This window comes from Pseudoalteromonas sp. TB51 (assembly GCF_000498055.1).
GTDB classification, from domain to species: Bacteria; Pseudomonadota; Gammaproteobacteria; order Enterobacterales; family Alteromonadaceae; genus Pseudoalteromonas; species Pseudoalteromonas atlantica.
Genome location: NZ_AUTO01000294.1, coordinates 1 through 19141 on the forward strand (window position 1 = coordinate 1; position 19141 = coordinate 19141).

Genomic DNA, 19141 nt, shown 5'->3' on the forward strand with positions numbered 1-19141 from the left:
CCGCCGGTATTAGCCTGGTATGCATAAGCGCCCACGGTAGGTATGGTAAAAATATCACCGCCTAGCTCACCGTTAGCATCCATACCCAATTTATTTTGCTCGTTGAACGCATCTGCAATTGCCAATCCCATTTGGCCAATCTGGCTTTGTGCAGGCACAAGTATGTCGTCTCTAAACGCTAATAAGCCGCCAATTTTGCCTTTTAATTTAGTTGCATCTATTTCTAGCGGCACAGCTTTGCCGCCATTAACGTCAAGCGTCAATTCTTTAAAATTAGGATCGGGGTCACCCGACAGGGAAAACAAGTTAAAGGTCCCGTTTTCCATAACTAAAGACTCACCGCTGCCCATAAAGACGAGTTTTTCGCCATTAGGGCCATCGAGTGTTTCTATATCTACGAGCTCTGATAATTCACGAATCGCCAAGTCGCGCTGGTTATAAATAGAACTCGCGTCTGATGCGTTATTAGTACCATTTACAACTGCAATTTCTTGGTTTAACGTATTTATATTTTGTATGAGCGAGTTGGCCTCTTCAGAAAAAATTTCAAGCTGTTCATTCACAATGCCTTGTTGCTCAAGCACAATACCTGAGAGCCTGTCCATTTGATCAACCAAACTTTGCGCATCGGTCATTACGAGTGAACGAGCAACTGATGAAGACGGCTGATTTAGCGCCTCTTGCACGTTATTAAATAATGAATTTATGCCGGTTGATAAGTTGTTAGACTCTTCTGAAAAAATAGTATCAACACGGTTGGCTTCTGTTACGAATTGATCAAAAAACGATTTATTTGACGTATCGCGGTTTAACTGCGACTGGGCAAATTCGTTCAATAACCGATATGTTTCGCCGCGCCCTACTTGGTTATCTACCATAGTGGTAAATTCAGTGCGCTCACGTACGTAGCCTTCGGTGTTTACATTGGTGATGTTTTTACTGGTCGTTTGCAACAGTTCAGAGCTTGAACGCACCCCTGAACTGGCAATATTTAATAAACTAAACGACATATTACTTCACTCCTTGGGTAAACGCGCTTGTTGCAATATTTTTAAGCTCACTGCTATTTAGCACTTTTTTTATTTTACTCGCGTAATTAGGATCGGTTGCATAGCCTGCTTTTTGTAGCGAATCTAAAAATTCGTTTGGCTGTGCTGTTTTTTGTAATGCTTCTTCGTAGCGTGGGTTTTGCGTTAAAAAATCGACAAAGTCGTTCACGCTTTCTTTTATAGAATCGTAAGCTCTAAAACTTGCTTGCTTTTTAACAGGGGTACCTTGCTCAAATTCAAGCGTTACTTTACTTGCTTTATCGCCTTCCCAGCTTTTATCTGATTTAATATTGAACAGGTTATTTGAGCTATTCCCGTCGCTTTTATTAATAATATGCTTACCCCAACCCGTCTCAAGTGCCGCTTGGGCCACCATTACTGCAGGGTTTAGACCAATTTTTTCGGCCGCTGTTTTAGCATGCTCCCAAACTGCACTAACAAACTCTTCAGCATTATTAAATGACGACTGTGTAGGCTGTGTTGTGGTTTTAGTTTGTGTTGCCGCACTGCTGACTGCTGAGTCATCTTTATTTGCTTGCTTTACACTGTGCACCTTTTCGTGCGGCAGTTCAGAGCCTGCGCGTTTATCACTCATAAAGTCGTTAGTAGTTCTTAATACGGAGCCAGGCATAAAGTTCTCAGCATCTGGTGAGAGCTGCTGAACAATTAAATCAGCCAAACCCAAAGACCCATTTGATGAAAGCTCAGAAGAGAGCTGCTGATCGTGCATTTCTTCAAAAAACTTTACGCCGCTTGAGTTAAACGGGCTGTCTTCATCTTCAAATGCTTCGTTGGCTTTACGCATCCCTTTTAGAAGCATTTGTGTAAAAATAGCTTCAAATTGTGCCGCTGCTTTTTTTAGCGCCGCTTTAGACGCATCAGTAGATGCATCACCGCTGTTTAAAGCGTCTTGACGTAAAGTATTAAGATTACTTAAATCAAAAAAGTTTTGCTTGTCGAGGTGATTTGTTTCCATCAGCTTTTTGACACAAAAATGAATAATGCTTAAAGAAATGCAAAAATTGAGCCAAAGAAAGGTAAACAGTAAAAAGCTTAAGTACCTTTTGAGTACTTAAGCTTTATGTGGAAGGGTAAATATTCTAAAAACTAACTAAATAACAACAAGCTGTCCGTTAATTGCACCCGCTTCTTTAAGCGCTTCTAAAATAGCCATTAGGTCTCCAGGTGCTGCGCCTACTTCGTTTATAGCACGCACTAAGTCATCTAAGCTAACGCCGGGGTTAAAAACAAACGCACGAGAATCATCTTGATTAACGTCAATAATACTTTGCTGTGTAACAACAGTTTCGCCTTCTGCTAACGGATTAGGCTGCGTTACATTTTGCTGTTCAGCAATTGTGACTGTTAGGCCGCCATGGGTTATTGCCGCAGGCTGTAGCTTCACATTTTTGCCAATGACAATGGTTCCCGTACGTGAATTAACAATAATTTTGGCTGAAGTGTCAGCAGGCTTAAACTCTAGGTTTTCAAGCGTTGATAAATAAGACACTCGTTGCGATGCATCACGTGGCGCAATAACGCGTACTGAGGCAGCGTCAATAGCTTGTGCACTATTAGGGCCTACCAAGTTGTTAATTGTTGCTTCTAAACGTTTTGCCGTTGTAAAGTCTGGGCGGTTTAAGTTAAAAGTAATGTAGTCGCCTTGCATAAAAGGGCTTTTAACTTCGCGTTCAACAGTGGCTCCGTTAGGTACGCGGCCAACTGTCGGGGTATTAATGACCACTTTACTGCCATCAAGCCCTTGTGCTCCTAAGCCACCCACAATTAGGCTACCTTGGGCTATGGCGTATACGTTTCCATCCACCCCTTTTAAGAAAGTTTGGAGCAAGGTGCCGCCACGTAAACTGCCTGCACTGCCAATAGAAGATACCGTAATATCAATTGTTTGACCCGGCTTTCTAAACGGCGGAAGCTCAGCATGGACTGCCACTGCTGCTACGTTTTTAATTTTAGGGCTTTGTGTTGAAGGCAGCGTAATACCAAAACTGTTTAGCATGCCTCTAAAACTTTGTTGCGTGTAAGAGTTTTGCTCCCCTGTACCAGGTAGCCCCACCACTAAACCATAGCCAACCAATTGGTTAGCACGTACGCCTTCAACCATAGAGACATCTTTTATACGCTCGGCGCTGGCAGAAAATTGCCAGCCTAGCAGTATGATCAAAATAAACGCTTTAATGCTATTCATACTACTATCCTCTAAAACGGAAATAACGAGCTACTAAAGAAACGTGTTAACCACCCTGGGCTTTGCGCTTCTTGTGTTTGTCCTTTACCTGAATATTGAATTCGGGCATTGGCAATTCTATTCGACTCAACCGTGTTATCGGCGCTTACATCTTGCGGACGTACAAGGCCTTCGAGCCTAATAAACTCTTCGCCGGTGTTAAGTGTTAGCCATTTTTCACCACGAATAACTAAGTTACCATTGGGTAAAACACGCATAACATTCACCGAGATATCGCCCACTAAGCTGTTTGACTGATTTGATTTAGAGTCACCGGTAAATGATGAGTCACTACCAATGCCAAACTGAATACTATCGCCACCTATATTGACTGGTAAACCACCTAACCCAATAACGGGGTCTAGGCTGGCTTCGGTTTCTTTATCGGTTTCGGTTTTAGCGGCTTTTGTAGCTTGTGTTGACTCTTCAAGCTTAACGGTAATTATATCGCCGGTTCTAAGTGCTTTTTTGTCTGAATACAAATCATTGAATGTATTGGTGTTAAACAACGAACCCGTTGCAACAACAGGCTCTGCTACAGGCTCTGGGTACATGGGTGCGTAGTAGGGGTCATCTTGAACCACTTCACTATTTTGCGTAGAAACACAGCCACTTAAAAATAAGGTGCCTGCTGCAAATAAAATAACATTACGCATAACTATCCCCTTGTGCACGGTTATAACTGTTGATTGATGTAGCTCATCATTTCGTCAACGGCCGAGATTACTTTTGAGTTCATTTCGTAAACACGTTGAGTTTCGATAAGGTTTACCAATTCTTCCGTTACATTAACGTTTGATGTTTCAAGTGAGCCTTGAATAATAGTTCCTAAGCCTTCTACGCCTGGATTACCTTGAACAGGCGCTCCACTAACAGCGGTTTCGGTGTAAAGGTTTTGACCAATTGGCTCAAGACCCGATGGATTAATAAAGTCACTAATTGTTAGCTGGCCAATCACCACGTTATCGGCTTGCCCTGCAACGCGTACAGATACTTCACCATCTTGAGAGACTGTAATTGATTGCGCATCATCGGGTACATTCATTTCGGGCTGAACAACAAAACCTGCACCGGAGGTAACAATACGACCGTCTTCATCGGTAGTAAATTGCCCATTACGCGAATACGCTATATTGCCATCGGGTTGCAGCACTTCAAAAAAACCTTCGCCTGAAATCATCCAATCGAGTGAGTTTTCGGTGGTGAGCATATTACCTTGCGTAAACTCTTTTTGGTTAGCAACCACTTTTGCACCCGCACCTAGCATTAGGCCAGATGGCAGCTCGGTATCTTGTGAAGAGCGCCCGCCAGGCTGGTTGATGTTTTGATACAGTAAATCTTCAAAAATAGCGCGGCTTTTTTTGTAACCTACGGTACTGGCATTCGCCAAGTTATTTGAAATAACTGAAATATCAGTTTGTTGAGCGTCTAGCCCTGTTTTACTTATCCACAATGCAGGATTCATAAGTATGCCCTCATTTTAAAGTTAAACTATGCGCATCAACTGATCTTGACGTTCGTCAATCTCTTCAGCTGTTTTCATTAGTTTTACTTGTAACTCAAATTGACGTTGGTGGTTGATCATATCGACCATTTCGTGAACTGGATTAACGTTAGACATTTCCAGTGCACCACTTAACACTTTTACATTTGCAGAGGTATCGACGGTTTGCCCAGGTACAGGTCTAAATAAACCATCGTTGCCTTTTTCAAGCTCTCTGCTGTTTCCTTCAACAACGCGCAGCGTGTCTACTTCTTCTAAAAAATTTGCAGGCGCGCCTTGGGGGCGAACCTGTATGGCACCATCTTCACTAAAACTTATTTTTTCAATAGGAACCGGTAAAATTACGGGGCCACCTTCGCCAATAACTTGACGACCATGACTTGTTACCAACATACCTTGCGCAGTAATGTTTAGCGTGCCTACTTTTGTATATGCTTCGTTTCCTGAGTCATCCTGAACCGCAAGCCAGGCGTTATCGCTCATGGCAATATCTAAATCACGACCTGTTTCGATTATGCCGCCAGAGGTCATGTTAGAACCTGGTCGCTCTTGCATTGAAAACACGCGCGTTGGTAAGCCCTCGCCAAATGCTTGCATAGAACGCGCTTGCGCAAAGTCAGCTTTAAAACCCGTGGTGTTTGCGTTTGCCAAATTATTGGCTTTAAGTGCAAGCCCTTGTAGGCTTTGCTTAGCGCCGGAGGCTGCAATGTAGACCATTTTGTCCATAACATCGACTCACATAAAAAATCTCTGAGTTGATAAATGCAAAATAGATGCCAGGTTAAATTTGACGCAATATAAGGAAGGTATTGAACGGTTCAGCTACGCTAGTTTTAGCGACATAGCTACAAAAAAGGCTGCAAAAATGCAGCCTTAAAATCTTAACCAAAAATAAGGTTAACTTATCGAATCTGCAAAATACTTTGCTGAATTGTTGAGTTAACTTCAAGCGCTCGTGAGTTCGCTTGGTAGTTACGTTGAGCGGTAATCAAATCAACTAATTCGTTTGTTAAGTTGGTATTTGATTGCTCAAGCGCGGATGAATTAATACTACCCAATGTGCCTGAACCTGGTTCTCCTGCAATAGGCTCCCCTGATGTCAAACTTTTCTTCCAGCTCGTATCGCCTACTTGCGATAAACCTTGAGAGTTTGAAAAACGCACCATAGCAACTTGGCCTAAGAAGGTTGAATCACCATTACTATATGATGCTACTACTTTTCCATCTGTTCCAATATCAATACCCGCTAAACGACCAACGGTAGCGCCATCTTGCTCTAGTGCTTTTACTTCAAAGTTACTTGCATACTGTGTTGGAACTTTGTTATTAGTGCCAGCTTCATCACGCCAACTTACTGATACATCATCGGGAAAACTTGCACCATTAGTTAAAAGTGAAGTCAAACCTGTAGTAGCATCTGACGATAAGTCTATATCAGAAAAAGTTGTAGCCGGTGACGCTACATTAGGCAAACCTGCAGATGTAAATTCAAAAGTATCTATTGGAGTATGTGAACCGGCGGCGGTTTCAGTTCCATCTGTGCCAAAGTTTTTCCCGTCTAAGGTCCCGTAAACTTGCCATTGGTTCGGTGCTGTTACTGGGTCTTGCTTTACAAAGAACAGCTGTAAAACATGTGGCTCACCTAATGAATCATACACAGTGGTGGATGTCGAGCTATTATAGGAGGCACTAGTATTTGAATCAAAAGGAGTAACTGAAGGCTGAGTACTTCGAGAATCTAGATTGAATGATGAATATACTTGACTAGTAGCTCTTGGAGAACCTGACGAGTCAGGTATTTGTAAAGGTGATGATGTGCTTAGGCTCACTGAAGTAGTATCTCCTGTAGCTTCATCAACAGGAAAGCTTTGTAAGAAATTACCTTTTGCATCGACTACAAAATTGTCTTGATTTAGCTTAAATGCGCCAGCACGGGTATAAGAAAAATCTTGAGAGCCAAGGTCTTCACTCATCGCAAAATAACCTTCACCCGTAATAGCTAAATCCAACGAGTTGTTGGTGAACTGCAACGACCCCTGATGAAACTGCTGTGCAACCATAGCTGTCTGAACACCATCACCGTTTTTAGTTTTACCAGAACTGAACACAGAAGATGCATACACATCGACGAACTCAGCTCGTGATTCTTTAAAACCGGTGGTGTTTACATTAGCAATATTATTTGCTGTTACGTCTAAATCTTTTTGAGCGGCAGCTAGGCCTGTAAGTGCGATATTAAAGCTCATAATTCACCTCTAACTTTTAATCTAATAGCCTGCTAGCAGGCGAAATATTTTTTAATTGGTTATGCGATCTCTGCGACATCTGTCAACCTAACCGCACCCTCTTTAGTGTTAATAATAATGCCACTAGAGCCATTGATATTAACGCTTTCAATGTTTTTGAATGTTGCCACCGGTAAGCTTGAAAACTCGCCGTTGGTACTGCCCTCTGCAGTAATGGTGTATTCACCCTCTGGTAGGCGCTCACCGGATTCATTATTACCATCCCAGCTAAAGCGCACTGCACCCGCTGCTTGCGAACCCATATCGATAGTTCTAACCAGTTGCCCAGAAGCATCTGTGACTTTAATTGTTAAATTATCAACGGCTTCTTCAGCAACCGCAGACCCTTTTGCCTCTCCGCTTTCGCCAAGCTCAAGCGTATTAGACTCTAAAAGCGCTTGCTTACCAACCAGCGTTGATGCTTGTAAGGCAGAATTTGAGGTCATTGATGAGGCTAGTGACTCAAAATTTGTGTTTAAATCTGTGATGCCTTGCGCCATGGTAAAATTAGTCATTTGCGCAATCATCTGATCGTTATCAGCCGGATTACTCGGATCTTGATACGATAACTGCTGAGTTAGCAACGAGAAAAAATCTTCTTGTGTTAACGCATCACTCTCTCCATCGCTGGTAGCAACTTGTTGTTCTTGCCAGCGTAGTGAGTCCAAATAAGTTGAACTGCTACTAATATCGTTACTCATAACCTACCCTCGGTTATCGCTGCCCAAGTAACAGCGTTTTGCTTAACATTTGCTTAGCTGCATCGGCAACTTGCACGTTTGTTTGATAAGAGCGAGAAGCAGAGATCATATTTGCCATCTCCTCAACAACATTAACGTTGGGTTTATAGATATAGCCATTTTCATCCGCACTTGGGTGATTAGGGTTATATTCAATTTGTAGTGGTTTGTTACTCTCAACAATTCCCAGCACTTTAACACCAACAGCGGAGCCCTGAGGGTTGCTGGCTGAAGCAGACGCTTTCGTCAGCTCGGCAGCAAATACAGGTTGGCGTGCTCGGTAAGTTTTGTCTTGGGATGAACTAATTGTATTAGCATTCGAAATATTACTCGCGGTGGTATTTAAGCGAACATTTTGTGCACTCATACCACTGCCTGAAATATCAAAAACGTTATATAAACTCATAATTATTATCCTTGACTACCGAGCGCTTTATTCAGGCCCTTAAATTTACTACTTAAAAATTGCAGGCTTGCCTGATACTCCATCGCATTCTGTGTATACAAGTTTCGTTCCACCTGTATATCAACTGAGTTACCATCGCCTGTATCCCCTTGATTTGGAGTGCGAAATAATTCAGAACCACCTACACTTCGAGTACCGCCAGCAATGTGTTTTTCATTGGTAGTAACCATGCTATTGCCGCTTTGCTGAGTTGACCTTGCCGCTTTTAATGCTGAGGCAAAGTCGATATCTTTTGCTTTATAGCCAGGCGTATCAGCATTCGCTATATTTGTGGCAAGTACTTCTGCCCGCTGTGAGCGGATCAACATTGCATGCGGGTGCACACCTAATGCTTTATCAAAACTGATAGCCATAACGTTCTCCAAAAAATTGACTTGCTTAAGTTAAAGCAATTTATAAGCCATTAGTTTTTAGTTACGTTATTTTTTTATAGAGGGTTGTTATTAAATAAAAAAACGACGCTAAGAACGTCGTTTTTTAATAACAAAGTGATGGGATTATTTTTTTTGGTAAATGATTCCAGGGTTACAACGAACCATATCAAACTCATTACTTAAGCCCGTCATCGACTCCGACGCACCTAAAAATAAATACCCTTTTGGGTTTAGTGCTTGGGCAAACTGACCAATTATTTTTGCTTTAACCTCTGGTGAAAAATATATAAGGACATTGCGGCAAAAAATAATATCAAACTTCCCCATTAAGGCGTAAGAATCAAGCAAGTTTAAATGTCTAAAGCTCACCTGTTTTCTAACTGAGTCGACAACTTTTGCCATGCCGTTGCCGCTATCCATAAAGTACTTTTTACGGCGCTCTGCAGATAGGCCTCGCGCTAAAGCCAGCGAATCATATTCAGCGTTTTTACACATATCGAGCATTGTGTTAGAAATATCAGTACCAATAATTTGAGCCCCCATACGCAACACGCCCGGTTGCTTGGCCTGAAACTCAGCAACAGACATGGCAATAGAGTATGGTTCTTGGCCTGAAGAGCTGGCCGCTGACCAAATTTTTAATGGTCGGCGGGCGTCTTTAAACTCTGGAAACAATTTATTTTTTAAAAGCTCAAATGGATATTGATCCCTAAACCACAAGGTTTCGTTAGTGGTCATGGCATCAACTACAGCGGCTCTAAGTTGCCGCTCATGAGGGCCAAGCGTTTTACTCACTAATTGTGATAAAGATTCAACATTAAAACGAGCCATAAGCGGCGCAAGCCTACTTTTTACTAAATACTGCTTGTTTTCGCCTAGCACAATACCACATTGCTGCTCTAAAAATGAGCGAAACTGATCGTAGTCACTTTGCTGCAAATCTTTATTATTCAAATTAATAACACCTATTGTTGTTTAGTCGCAATGAACCCATTTTTTAACTGCTGTTGCCAATTCATCAGGGTTAAATTTTGCAATAAAATCATCCGCGCCTACTTTTTCGATCATCGCCTGATTAAACACCCCACTCAAAGAAGTGTGTAAAATAACATGTAGAGGCGCTAATTTTGGATCTGCTTTAATTTCTGCTGTTAATGTATAGCCGTCCATTTCAGGCATTTCAACATCAGAGATAAGTAAACCTACGCGCTCAGTAATATCATTTTTACAATCAAGCTCGGCTATTTCTTTAAGCCTAACTAAAGCCTCTTTACCATTTTTTGCAAGCTCAGTTTGCACGCCAAGTGGCTCAAGTGCTCTTTTTACTTGGTTACGTGCAACAGCTGAATCGTCGGCAATAAATACAATGCGCTCGCCTAAATCTTTTTGTATTGCACTATCGGCGGCAAGGTCGGCACTAACTTCGGTATTTACTGGACAAATTTCGTTTAAGATTTTTTCTACATCGAGAATTTCAACCAATTCGTTTTCAATCTCGGTAACGGCAGTTAAATAAGAGTAACGCCCTGCTCCTGACGGAGGTGGCATTATTTTTTCCCAGTTCATATTAACGATTCGCTCAACGCCACCAACTAAAAAGCCCTGCACAGAACGATTGTATTCTGCAATTATTATGAAGCTGTCTTTAACATTTTCAATAGGGCGGCCGCCTACGGCCATTGATAAGTCGATAACTGAAATAGTTTGACCACGAATATGCGCTACACCCCGAATGTACGCATTTGATTTAGGCATACTCGTTAAAGGAGGACATTGCAGTACTTCTCTTACTTTAAATACATTGATCCCAAAACGCTGACGCCCTCTGAGCTTAAATAATAGTAATTCTAGGCGGTTCTGCCCAACCAACTGGGTGCGTTGGTTTACTGAGTCTAAAATGCCTGCCATTCAAATCTCCTAAAGAAAACAAATAATGCGGAACGATAATTGCTTTCTGTTTATAAAGCTACATAACATCGCGGGAGCGTCTATTTTTTGACGCAAAATATTTATACCCTGTTTGAAACCATAAGCATAGTCGAAACATTATGAGTTTGTTAAAAAAAGTCAGAAGATACAGTGTTTTTTATTTTCTTGCTAGCCTCTGCTTAGCAACACCTTTACATGCAAAAGTGTTTAGTAAAGATTTATTACAAGAAATAGCAACTTCTCATATTGCAGAGCAAGTTACCGTGCCACTTGAAAAAAATGTGGAGATTACCGCCCTTGCCCTCGATAGCCGCATTCCTGATAGAGTATGCGAAAACGAGCCAGAATTAGTCGTGCCAAATGAGCCGCCATTTACACGCCAGGTGACTGTACAAATAAAATGTAACGATGCGCAAAGCTGGACTCAATATGTCCATGTAAGAATCGTTAAAATGGCGCCCGTTGTGGTTGCCACGGCAAATCTAGCCCGTGGTGAAGTTATTACTAAGTCTCATTTAAGCGTACAAATGAAGCCTTCACAGTTTGTTAGGGTACAATATTTAGATGATCCCTTAATGCTTATTGGCAGCCGCAGTAAGCGAAATATAAGAAGCGGTATGCCGGTTTTGCTCAACCAAATTTGTATGGTTTGCAAAGGCGACGCTGTTAATATTTATGCGAGTATTAAAGGACTTAGAATAAAAACTACGGGGATAGCACTTGAAGATGGCACCCTTGGTGAGCAAGTACAGATCAAGAATAAAAAATCCGGTAAAATTTTGAATGCACGCGTAGATGGTGTAGAGTCTGTGCAAGTAAATATTTAATTTCGATTTATACTAAAGTATCCTATGTATATGCCGATAACTTGGCATAAGTTGGGTAATATACAGGTTTATTATTATGGTTAATCAAGTTAATGGCAGTAATCAACAAGCTAATGCGCTTACAAACGCTAAACAGCAACAAGTTGATATTAAAAAAGATAACGCTGCAAGTACACAAACAACACAGACTCCTTCGCCTAAAGCGGCAAGCGATTCAGTGAGCCTGACGCCGCAAGCACAGCAGTTAAAAACACTGCAAGATAAAGCACAGCAATCATCTGGCTTTGATAGTGAAAAGGTCGCTGAGCTTAAAAAAGCGATTACCGAAGGTAAATACCAAATTGATGCTGAAAAGCTGACTAAAAACTTAGCTGATTTTGAGTTTAACGTATATGGCTGATCACAATAGTTTAATTAGCGTTAAATTAAATGAACAAGTTAAATGCTTGGATTCATTATATGCGTTATTAAACGAAGAGCTTAGTATTATTGCCTCTCGTAGAGGTGAAGGTTTAAAAGAACTTGCCCAACAAAAAATGTCTTCTTTAACTAAGCTTACGCAGCTCGATAAAGAGTTGAATAAACTTTTTGCTGCAAATGATGAAAATGCCCCTGAAGTGACTGAACGAGTAGCGCAAGTTAAAGCGCAGTTAGCGCAGTGCCAAAAACAAAATAAAGTAAACTCACATGCTGCCCGCCAAGCACACTTAAGTGTAAAACAATTAAAAGATATTTTAATTGGCGCCCCAACTAGTATGACTTACGACCAAGGCGGTAGTGTAGTTAATACCGACAGCAAGCTAGTTCGTAACCTAAAAGCTTAACTGCTTTTATCTATCCTAATTTATTAAAAAAGCCCTTATTGAAGTTTCAATAAGGGCTTTTTTAGGTTTACTACTTAGCACAAAATAATAACCACACTTTTGATTAAGTGAGTTTTAGAAACCCACTTCAGCTATTTAACTGAAGTGGGTTACTGATTTAAATATCTGTTTGATTATTACCATTTTCAATTAAGTGTTTAATCATTTCCTCTGATTGATTTTGAACATCAACTGCTGGCGCTGCTTCATCAACACTTCCTCCACTTTGTGCAGGGCTATAGGCAATTGCAGAGCCTTCAGCGTCAATCAAAGTATTAAGAGCAACGAGTTGCTCGGTGTCTTCGTCAATAATTACATCATTGATATTAAGGGGCTCTGTAGAGCTCACTTGTACAACTTGCTCTGATGAACTTGCCATGGCCCCTGCGTTTGCTAAGTTGATGGTTTCGGTGCTCAACAGACCTTCATTTTGCGTATCACCCAATGCCGACTCTTCGCTAAATGACGCAGGCATAGTGTCACCAGCACCTGAGCCAGATTGTGGCGTGTATATATTGCCGGACTGCTCTACCTCGTTACCCGTATTTTTGATTAAGTAGTTTCCTACCTCATCAACAGTAACAAAATAATATTGCTCCCCTCCACCAATGTTTAGGTTGGCTAAGTTTAATACCCCTCCCCAATCTCCATTGCTATCTGAAGTAAGGCTGCTTGAAAGTTCTAATACATCTAAATCTAGACCGAGTAAGTCAACGCCCAACAGCGAAGAGCCAATAATGTATACTTCAGTGTCTGGCTCTGTTGTACCTTCAACTGATGGGAATAAAATTCCTAATACTCCTGAACTAAAATCAGTAACCTCAAACCCTATTGGCGTGGTATCTATAATCAATCCAGAGAGGCTACCGCTTGATGTTGTATTGCCTGATGTATCCGTTGCTACCGCTGTTACAGAGTATGCACCATCAACTAAATCTGTATCTGGCGAAGCGCTCCATGCCCCGGATGCATCAGCGGTTACCTGTTTAGTGACTTCTGTTGCACCGCTAAAGGTGACTAATATAGTTTCACCAGCGCCCGCAGTCCCCGTAACAAGTGGGTTTTGATCTGCTGTTAGTTCTAACCCCGAGTCAATTGTAATACCTGAGTCAATTGCGCTACTTGTTGATTGTGTACCTGTATTACCTGCGCTATCAGCAATGCTTACATCTACGCTGTAATTACCCTCAGGAAGTACTTCTGCAGAGGTCACATTCCAACTTCCATCAGGTCCAACTGTTGTTTGAACATTGTGAGTAGCACCCGCTGAATCAGTAAACATAACGACTACTAACGCACCAGCAAAGCTTCCCGTTACTGAGCCTGTAACAGTAGGCGTAGTATCTTGCCCTACCGATATTGGATCTATGATGACAGTTGGCGCAGTGTAGTCTGTGCTTGACACCATAGTATCGCTAGAGGAGTTACCCGCAGTATCACTTATTGATGCTGTTGCACTAAAGCTACCTTCACTTAATGGAGTAGTCGCTGTTACTGACCATGTGCCATTGCCTGCAACTTGGGCAGTAAGTGTTTGTGAACCGTTATTAGCATCAGTAATAACCACGCTCAGTGTTGTACCTGCTGGTGCATCACTTATACCTGTAATGGTTGGTAGCGGATTATTAGTAACGGATAACTGGTCAACCTCAATTGTTGGCGGTGTTAAATCAACAATACCACCTAGGCTTGTAGAACTAGTAAGCCCTAAGTTTTCGACTGTCGCATCAACCGTAAACGCGCCTTCAGCTAATGGTGTGGTGGGTATTAATGTCCATACACCAGAAATAGCTTGAGTATTGTAGGTTGTTGCATTACCACTGCTATCTGTAATAACAACTTCTACATTACCGTTTATTACATCGGTAGTACCACTAATCGTAGGAGTTGTATCGCTTGTATCTATTATTGGGTTAATTAATAGGCCCGGTAAAGTGGTACTAACGGTGCCCGTTTGTGCCACTGTTGCTATATTTCCTGCATCATCAATACTAATAGCCTCAACGGTTAAGTCGCCCTCAGCAAGTAAAGGTGCAACAACAAGCCACGTGCCATCGCCTAATACTGTTGTAGTAACTTCATAAAGTGTGTTTGTAGAGTCGGTAATATTAACCGTAATTAAGCTACCAGCCTCTTCGTCACTGGTGCCAGTAATAGTTGGCGTTAGCGTGTTAAGTACACCAAAGGCGTCTATTTCTAACGATGGCGGTATGGTATCAATCGTCACTTGCTCAGTAGTAGATTGGCCTACATTACCAGCAGCATCAGTAATACTTGCAAATACACTATATATACCATCAGGTAGGCTCGTGGTTAATAACGACCACGTGCCATCACTCCCAACAAGGGCATCAAATACTGTTGCGTTGCCGTTACTATCTACAACCGTTACATCAATGTCCGTACCCGGAGCTTCCTCTGAAGTACCCGAAATAGTTAGTATGTCAGTATTGCTGATGCTCAACGGTAAAATATCTACTACAGGCACTAACGTATCAACAACAAACTCGAGCGTTTGTGTTACTACATTGCCAGCATCATCAGTAATACTCACGTTGGCGACATGCTGCCCTTCAGTCAGCGCATCCACTTCTAGTGAAAATAGACCTGCTGCATTCACTGTTGTGGTTAGTACTGAGCCGCCGTCTAACTGAATTTCTACCACACCATTAATTAAATCACTGGTTCCTTGAATGATTGGAGTAGAATCTGACGTTGTACCAATTACTTGTAAATCAAGTGTTGGCGAGATGGTATCTACTACACTACTAATTAGCTGTGTCGCTGTGATCCCAACTTCACTTAATACATTTACAGTTACAGTAAACACGCCCTCAGCAAGTGATTGAGGAACTTGTACAGCCCATGAGTTATCTTCCTGTACGATCGCAACGAGTTCTTGTACTACGTTATCACTATCAATGACTTCAACAAGTACTTCGGTGCCTGGGGCTTGGTCGGTCGTACCGCTAATGATTGGTAAATCCCCTTGCCCTGTGACAAAGTCAACCACTGCATTAAGCAATGGCGTTGACGCATCAACATCAGCCGTAGTTATAGTGGTTGTGTTACCTGCATCATCAGTTGCAGAGGCTTCTACAACTGATAAGCCAATAACATTAACCGCTAGGCCTAGTAATTCCCAGTCACCATTGGCATCAGTGGTTACATCGTAAGTTAAGTCAAGTAAATCACCTGCAAGCTCTAGAGTTACCGTAACGGTTTTGCCTTCACCTAAATCAGATGTACCAGATAAAGAAACGAGCTGCCCTAGCAAGAACGAAGGCACAATAGTAAGCTCTGGCCCTACTGTATCTACTTCGCCACCCGTTTTACTATCTACCGAAGTATTTCCTGCACTATCAGTAATCGTNGCCAGTCTCCATTTGCATCCGTTTGTACGGTAATTTGGTGCGATGCACCAACTGAATCCGTAAACGTAACGATAACGTTTGTATTTGGCTCGTTTGATGTGCCACTAATTAATGGCGTGCTGTCTTGGGTAAGTATTAATGAACTTTGATCAATACTAATATCTGGCGCAATTGTATCTATATTAGCGTTAGTGGTATTGCTACCTGTATTTCCGGTATTATCAGTAATAAATACCTCAACTGAATATGATCCCTGTGAAAGAGTATTACTTGCCTCTACTGACCAAGTCCCACCGGCTTGCACCGTTGTATTTACAGTATGCGCATTACCTTGGAAGTCTGTAAATACTACAGCAACCACATCTCCTACGGCTGCACCTGTTACACTGCCAGAAACGCTAGGTGTTAAATCTGTACTACCTACAATATCGTTAATGCTAACCACTGGTGCGGTTATATCAACCACACCGGTAGTGCTAGTATTTACAGGGTTGCCCGCGGTATCACTTGTTGATGCAGTAACAGTATACGTGCCTTCGCTAAGCGATAAAGGAGCTGCAACTGACCATGTGCCATTTGCACCTACTGTGGCATTAACTGTTTGCTCTGCGCCTAAGCTATCTGTAATCAAAATAGCGACTATCGCGCCTTGTGGGGCTGTACTTGTACCTGAAATTGTAGGCGTTGTATCATTACTCGTTAGTAGCGGTGTAATATTCAATTCTGGGGCTGTTAAATCTATCAGCCCTGTATCTGTTACACTGCTGGTTAAGCCACCTTCAGTCACACTGGCTGAAACAGTAAACGTGCCCTCAGGAAGGATATTTGTCGCATCTACACTCCATGTATTATCAGTTACAGTTGTTGTAACCGTGTGCGAGACATTATTAACATCGGTAATAGTAACCGTAACTAGCGTACCATTTGCAGCACTACTCGACCCAGAAAGCGTAGGTGTTTGATCGTTTGTATCAACAATAGTGTTTATATTAATGGTAGGTGCATTAGTATTAAGCGTAGCAGTAGCATTTGCTTCACTACTGTTACCTGCAGTATCAGTAATACTTGCTGAAACTGTCACTTGTCCATCAGTTAATGGCGTGGTTACATCAACACTCCAGGCCCCGCCTGCACCCACCGTCGTTGTGTAGGTATCAGTGCTATCACCATCAGTAATTGTGACATTAATTGTAGTACCTTCAACCTCATTAGATGTACCTGAAATAGTAGGCGTGCTGCTATTAATTGTACCTAATGCGTCAATGTTAATGGTTGGTGCTTGAGTATCAACAAGCCCTGTTCCAGTCGCTGAACCTGTATTATTAGCATCGTCGGTAATACTAACAACAACACTATAATTTCCTTCAGGTAAATTAGGCGCTGTTGTTTGCCAATTACCATTTGCATCAACCGTAGCGGCTAACGTATGCGTATCACCATTACTATCTGTAATAACAATATCTACATTTGTGCCAGTAGGTTCACCAGATGTACCACTAATAACTGGCGTATCTGTGTTAAATACGGTTATGTCGTCCAATGCGACTATTGGTATCTGAGTATCAATTGTTAAGTCGATTGTTGTGCTAGTGATATTATTGGCGTCGTCAGCAACATTAATTTGCGCCGTATAGTTACCATCTGTAAGTGCAGTTGGTACCTCTACCTGCCAATTTCCATCAGCATCGACTACCGCAAAAAAGGTTTGGCCATCAATGCTAATTATTACATCAGCACCTATGGCATCACTGGTGCCTGATAGGGTTGGCGTTGTATCTGCTGTCGTGTCGATAGGATTAACGCTAAGAGTAGGTGCTATGCTGTCTATTTCACCTTGTGCTTGCTCTGTGGTTAAATTACCAACATCGTCTCTTACCTCTGCGGTAACAGTGTACTGCCCTTGTGCTAACTCGGTTGGCACTTCAACAGACCAACTTCCATTAGCTTGAACTATGGCCGTAAACTGCTGGCTTTGACCTGCACTATCTACAACGGTTAGTTCTACCTCGGTTCCTTGAACCATATCAGTAACACCAGAAATCACCGGCGTTGCATCATTCGATAATGCATCTACAGTAACGGTAAGCGCAGGTGCTTCATTATCAAAATTAAGTGAGTTGACGCTCGCAACATTGCCGGCTGCATCACTTGCAGTTGCAGTAACATACGCAAGACTAAGCAGAGGTACTGTTATGTTGGCAAGTCCCCATGTGCCATCAGCATTCGTGGTAGCAGTGTAGGTAGCGCCTACAGCACCGCCAACAAGATACTCAGTAATGGTGATCACTGACCCTTCTGGTAAATCAGAATCCCCTGAAAGAGAAACTAAGTTGCCAAGTAAGAACGAAGGAATGATCTCTAAAGTCGGTGGAGTTACATCCACTTCACCGCTGTCTGTCCCTGTGCCCGTGTTGCCCGCTGCATCCGTGATGCTCGCGCTGACACTGTAGTTACCTTCAGCTAAATCAGTCGCTGGGGTGGCACTCCAATTACCATTCGCATCGGTTTGTACATCAATAGTTTGTACGGCATTGGCTGCATCGGTAAAGGTTATCGTAACGGTGCTGTTGGGTGCATCACTGGTGCCCGTAACTGTTGGTGTGCTGTCGTTGGTGAGCGCTGGTGCATCCACACTCACACTTGGCGCGGTGGTATCGATGTTACCGCTGCCGGTGATATCAGTGCTGTTACCTGCATCATCGCTAATGCTGGCCTCAATGCTGTACGGTCCTTCTGCAAGTGCCGTCGGTACTTCCACTGAGAAATTGCCGCTCGCATCCACGGTGGTGGTAAAGGTTTGATCGACCCCTAAATCATCGATAACCGTAAAGGTGATCACGGTGCCTTCAACCGCATCACTGGTGCCGCTTAGGGTCGGTGTAACATCGTTACTTGAACCTGGGCTGGTTAAATCAAGCGTTGGCGCAATGGTATCAACCTCCCCTGCGCCTGTGGCGGNGGTCGCTGTGTTACCCGCTGCATCGCTTACGCTTGCACTTAGGGTATAACTGCCCTCAGCCAGGGCTGTTGTAACCGGCACTGACCATGTACCAGTTGCGCCTACTGTGGCGGTAATGGTTTGCTGTGCACCGGCATTGTCTGTCACAACAATTGTCACTTCACTGCCTTGTGGCGCATCACTTGTGCCGGAGATCGTCGGTGTTGTGTCGTTGCTAACGCCGTTATCTGTAATAACAAGACTCGGTGGGGTTAAATCAATCTCACCGGTTTCGCTCGCGCTGCCGATATTACCCAGACCATCGTCTACCTCGGCGGTCACTGTGTATTCACCTTCAGCTAATTCACTCGGCGCATCAACGCTCCACACGCCACCGGTTACGGTGGTATCAACAGTCGTAATATTCCCCGCACTGTCTTCAAACGTTAAGCTAATGGTGGTGCCATCGGCTGCATCGCTTGTCCCATTAATGGTTGGTGTGGTGTCGTTGGTATCAACCAAGGTATTAATGCTAATGCTTGGCGCG

General features: G+C 42.7%; 17 protein-coding genes. 3 read left to right on the plus strand and 14 right to left on the minus strand.

Translation table 11 applies throughout. The features are described 5' to 3' along the window. The 12 genes from flgK to L650_RS0117690 all read right to left on the minus strand — a co-directional run. Positions 1-1010 (minus strand): flagellar hook-associated protein FlgK (gene flgK, locus L650_RS0117635; RefSeq protein ID WP_029773923.1); only part of this gene is annotated, 1010 nt, incomplete at its 3' end. Between the two features lies 1 nt (position 1011). Next, positions 1012-2025: a flagellar assembly peptidoglycan hydrolase FlgJ gene (flgJ, locus tag L650_RS0117640; RefSeq protein ID WP_029773924.1), complete on the minus strand. Its 1014-nt coding sequence runs from the start codon at positions 2023-2025 to the stop codon at positions 1012-1014. A 135-nt stretch (positions 2026-2160) separates the two neighbouring features. Continuing rightward, positions 2161-3255 (minus strand): flagellar basal body P-ring protein FlgI, encoded by a 1095-nt coding sequence (locus tag L650_RS0117645; RefSeq protein WP_004588022.1) that lies wholly within the window; start codon positions 3253-3255, stop codon positions 2161-2163. 11 nt (positions 3256-3266) lie between these two features. Continuing rightward, entirely contained in the window at positions 3267-3950 is a 684-nt protein-coding gene (flgH, locus tag L650_RS0117650; RefSeq protein WP_004588021.1) for a flagellar basal body L-ring protein FlgH, read from the minus strand. 20 nt (positions 3951-3970) lie between these two features. Further along, entirely contained in the window at positions 3971-4759 is a 789-nt protein-coding gene (gene flgG / locus L650_RS0117655) for a flagellar basal-body rod protein FlgG (protein WP_004588020.1), read from the minus strand. Positions 4760-4780: 21 nt separating this feature from the next. Then, positions 4781-5524 carry a flagellar basal body rod protein FlgF gene (locus tag L650_RS0117660; protein ID WP_004588019.1) on the minus strand — a complete coding sequence of 248 codons (744 nt, stop codon included), beginning with the start codon at positions 5522-5524 and terminating at the stop codon, positions 4781-4783. 176 nt (positions 5525-5700) lie between these two features. Then, complete coding sequence (gene flgE / locus L650_RS0117665) at positions 5701-7044, minus strand: flagellar hook protein FlgE (protein WP_029773925.1); 1344 nt, start codon at positions 7042-7044, stop codon at positions 5701-5703. A gap of 59 nt (positions 7045-7103) precedes the next feature. Continuing rightward, positions 7104-7784, minus strand: a complete 681-nt coding sequence (locus L650_RS0117670; protein ID WP_029773926.1) for a flagellar hook assembly protein FlgD — start codon at positions 7782-7784, stop codon at positions 7104-7106. 13 nt (positions 7785-7797) lie between these two features. Beyond that, entirely contained in the window at positions 7798-8229 is a 432-nt protein-coding gene (flgC, locus tag L650_RS0117675; RefSeq protein ID WP_004588016.1) for a flagellar basal body rod protein FlgC, read from the minus strand. Positions 8230-8234: 5 nt separating this feature from the next. Continuing rightward, entirely contained in the window at positions 8235-8642 is a 408-nt protein-coding gene (gene flgB, locus L650_RS0117680; RefSeq protein ID WP_029773927.1) for a flagellar basal body rod protein FlgB, read from the minus strand. A 144-nt stretch (positions 8643-8786) separates the two neighbouring features. Then, positions 8787-9617 carry a CheR family methyltransferase gene (locus L650_RS0117685; protein WP_029773928.1) on the minus strand — a complete coding sequence of 277 codons (831 nt, stop codon included), beginning with the start codon at positions 9615-9617 and terminating at the stop codon, positions 8787-8789. Positions 9618-9638: 21 nt separating this feature from the next. Further along, entirely contained in the window at positions 9639-10571 is a 933-nt protein-coding gene (locus tag L650_RS0117690) for a chemotaxis protein CheV (protein WP_004588013.1), read from the minus strand. Positions 10572-10711: 140 nt separating this feature from the next. On the opposite strand from L650_RS0117690, the gene flgA reads away from it, so the two are divergent. The 3 genes from flgA to flgN all read left to right on the plus strand — a co-directional run bounded on the left by flgA (position 10712) and on the right by flgN (position 12243). After that, positions 10712-11419, plus strand: a complete 708-nt coding sequence (gene flgA, locus L650_RS0117695) for a flagellar basal body P-ring formation chaperone FlgA (RefSeq protein WP_029773929.1) — start codon at positions 10712-10714, stop codon at positions 11417-11419. A 76-nt stretch (positions 11420-11495) separates the two neighbouring features. Continuing rightward, on the plus strand, positions 11496-11819 hold the full coding sequence (flgM, locus tag L650_RS0117700) for a flagellar biosynthesis anti-sigma factor FlgM (RefSeq protein ID WP_004588011.1): 324 nt from the start codon (positions 11496-11498) through the stop codon (positions 11817-11819). Continuing rightward, the gene (gene flgN / locus L650_RS0117705) at positions 11812-12243 is read left to right on the plus strand and encodes a flagellar protein FlgN (RefSeq protein ID WP_029773930.1); all 432 of its coding nucleotides are present in this window, start codon (positions 11812-11814) and stop codon (positions 12241-12243) included. Before flgM ends, flgN begins: the two co-directional genes overlap by 8 nt. Positions 12244-12400: 157 nt before the next feature. On the opposite strand, the gene L650_RS0117710 is transcribed toward flgN, so the two are convergent. Further along, the gene (locus L650_RS0117710) at positions 12401-15571 is read right to left on the minus strand and encodes a beta strand repeat-containing protein (RefSeq protein ID WP_029773931.1); all 3171 of its coding nucleotides are present in this window, start codon (positions 15569-15571) and stop codon (positions 12401-12403) included. 50 nt (positions 15572-15621) lie between these two features. Beyond that, positions 15622-19141, minus strand: a 3520-nt coding sequence (locus L650_RS0117715) for a beta strand repeat-containing protein (protein ID WP_174380545.1), incomplete at its 5' end; no start/stop codon positions are given.

What these genes read in the sequence shown, in the direction of transcription:
- flgA (WP_029773929.1), top strand. Translation starts at nt 10,712, where the DNA reads ATGAGTTTGTTAAAAAAAGTCAGAAGATACAGTGTTTTTTATTTTCTT.
- L650_RS0117670 (WP_029773926.1), bottom strand. Translation starts at nt 7,784, where the DNA reads ATGAGTAACGATATTAGTAGCAGTTCAACTTATTTGGACTCACTACGC.
- flgE (WP_029773925.1), bottom strand. Translation starts at nt 7,044, where the DNA reads ATGAGCTTTAATATCGCACTTACAGGCCTAGCTGCCGCTCAAAAAGAT.
- L650_RS0117690 (WP_004588013.1), bottom strand. Translation starts at nt 10,571, where the DNA reads ATGGCAGGCATTTTAGACTCAGTAAACCAACGCACCCAGTTGGTTGGG.
- flgJ (WP_029773924.1), bottom strand. Translation starts at nt 2,025, where the DNA reads ATGGAAACAAATCACCTCGACAAGCAAAACTTTTTTGATTTAAGTAAT.
- flgG (WP_004588020.1), bottom strand. Translation starts at nt 4,759, where the DNA reads ATGAATCCTGCATTGTGGATAAGTAAAACAGGGCTAGACGCTCAACAA.
- flgN (WP_029773930.1), top strand. Translation starts at nt 11,812, where the DNA reads ATGGCTGATCACAATAGTTTAATTAGCGTTAAATTAAATGAACAAGTT.
- flgC (WP_004588016.1), bottom strand. Translation starts at nt 8,229, where the DNA reads ATGAGTTTATATAACGTTTTTGATATTTCAGGCAGTGGTATGAGTGCA.
- flgM (WP_004588011.1), top strand. Translation starts at nt 11,496, where the DNA reads ATGGTTAATCAAGTTAATGGCAGTAATCAACAAGCTAATGCGCTTACA.
- flgH (WP_004588021.1), bottom strand. Translation starts at nt 3,950, where the DNA reads ATGCGTAATGTTATTTTATTTGCAGCAGGCACCTTATTTTTAAGTGGC.
- L650_RS0117660 (WP_004588019.1), bottom strand. Translation starts at nt 5,524, where the DNA reads ATGGACAAAATGGTCTACATTGCAGCCTCCGGCGCTAAGCAAAGCCTA.
- flgB (WP_029773927.1), bottom strand. Translation starts at nt 8,642, where the DNA reads ATGGCTATCAGTTTTGATAAAGCATTAGGTGTGCACCCGCATGCAATG.
- L650_RS0117645 (WP_004588022.1), bottom strand. Translation starts at nt 3,255, where the DNA reads ATGAATAGCATTAAAGCGTTTATTTTGATCATACTGCTAGGCTGGCAA.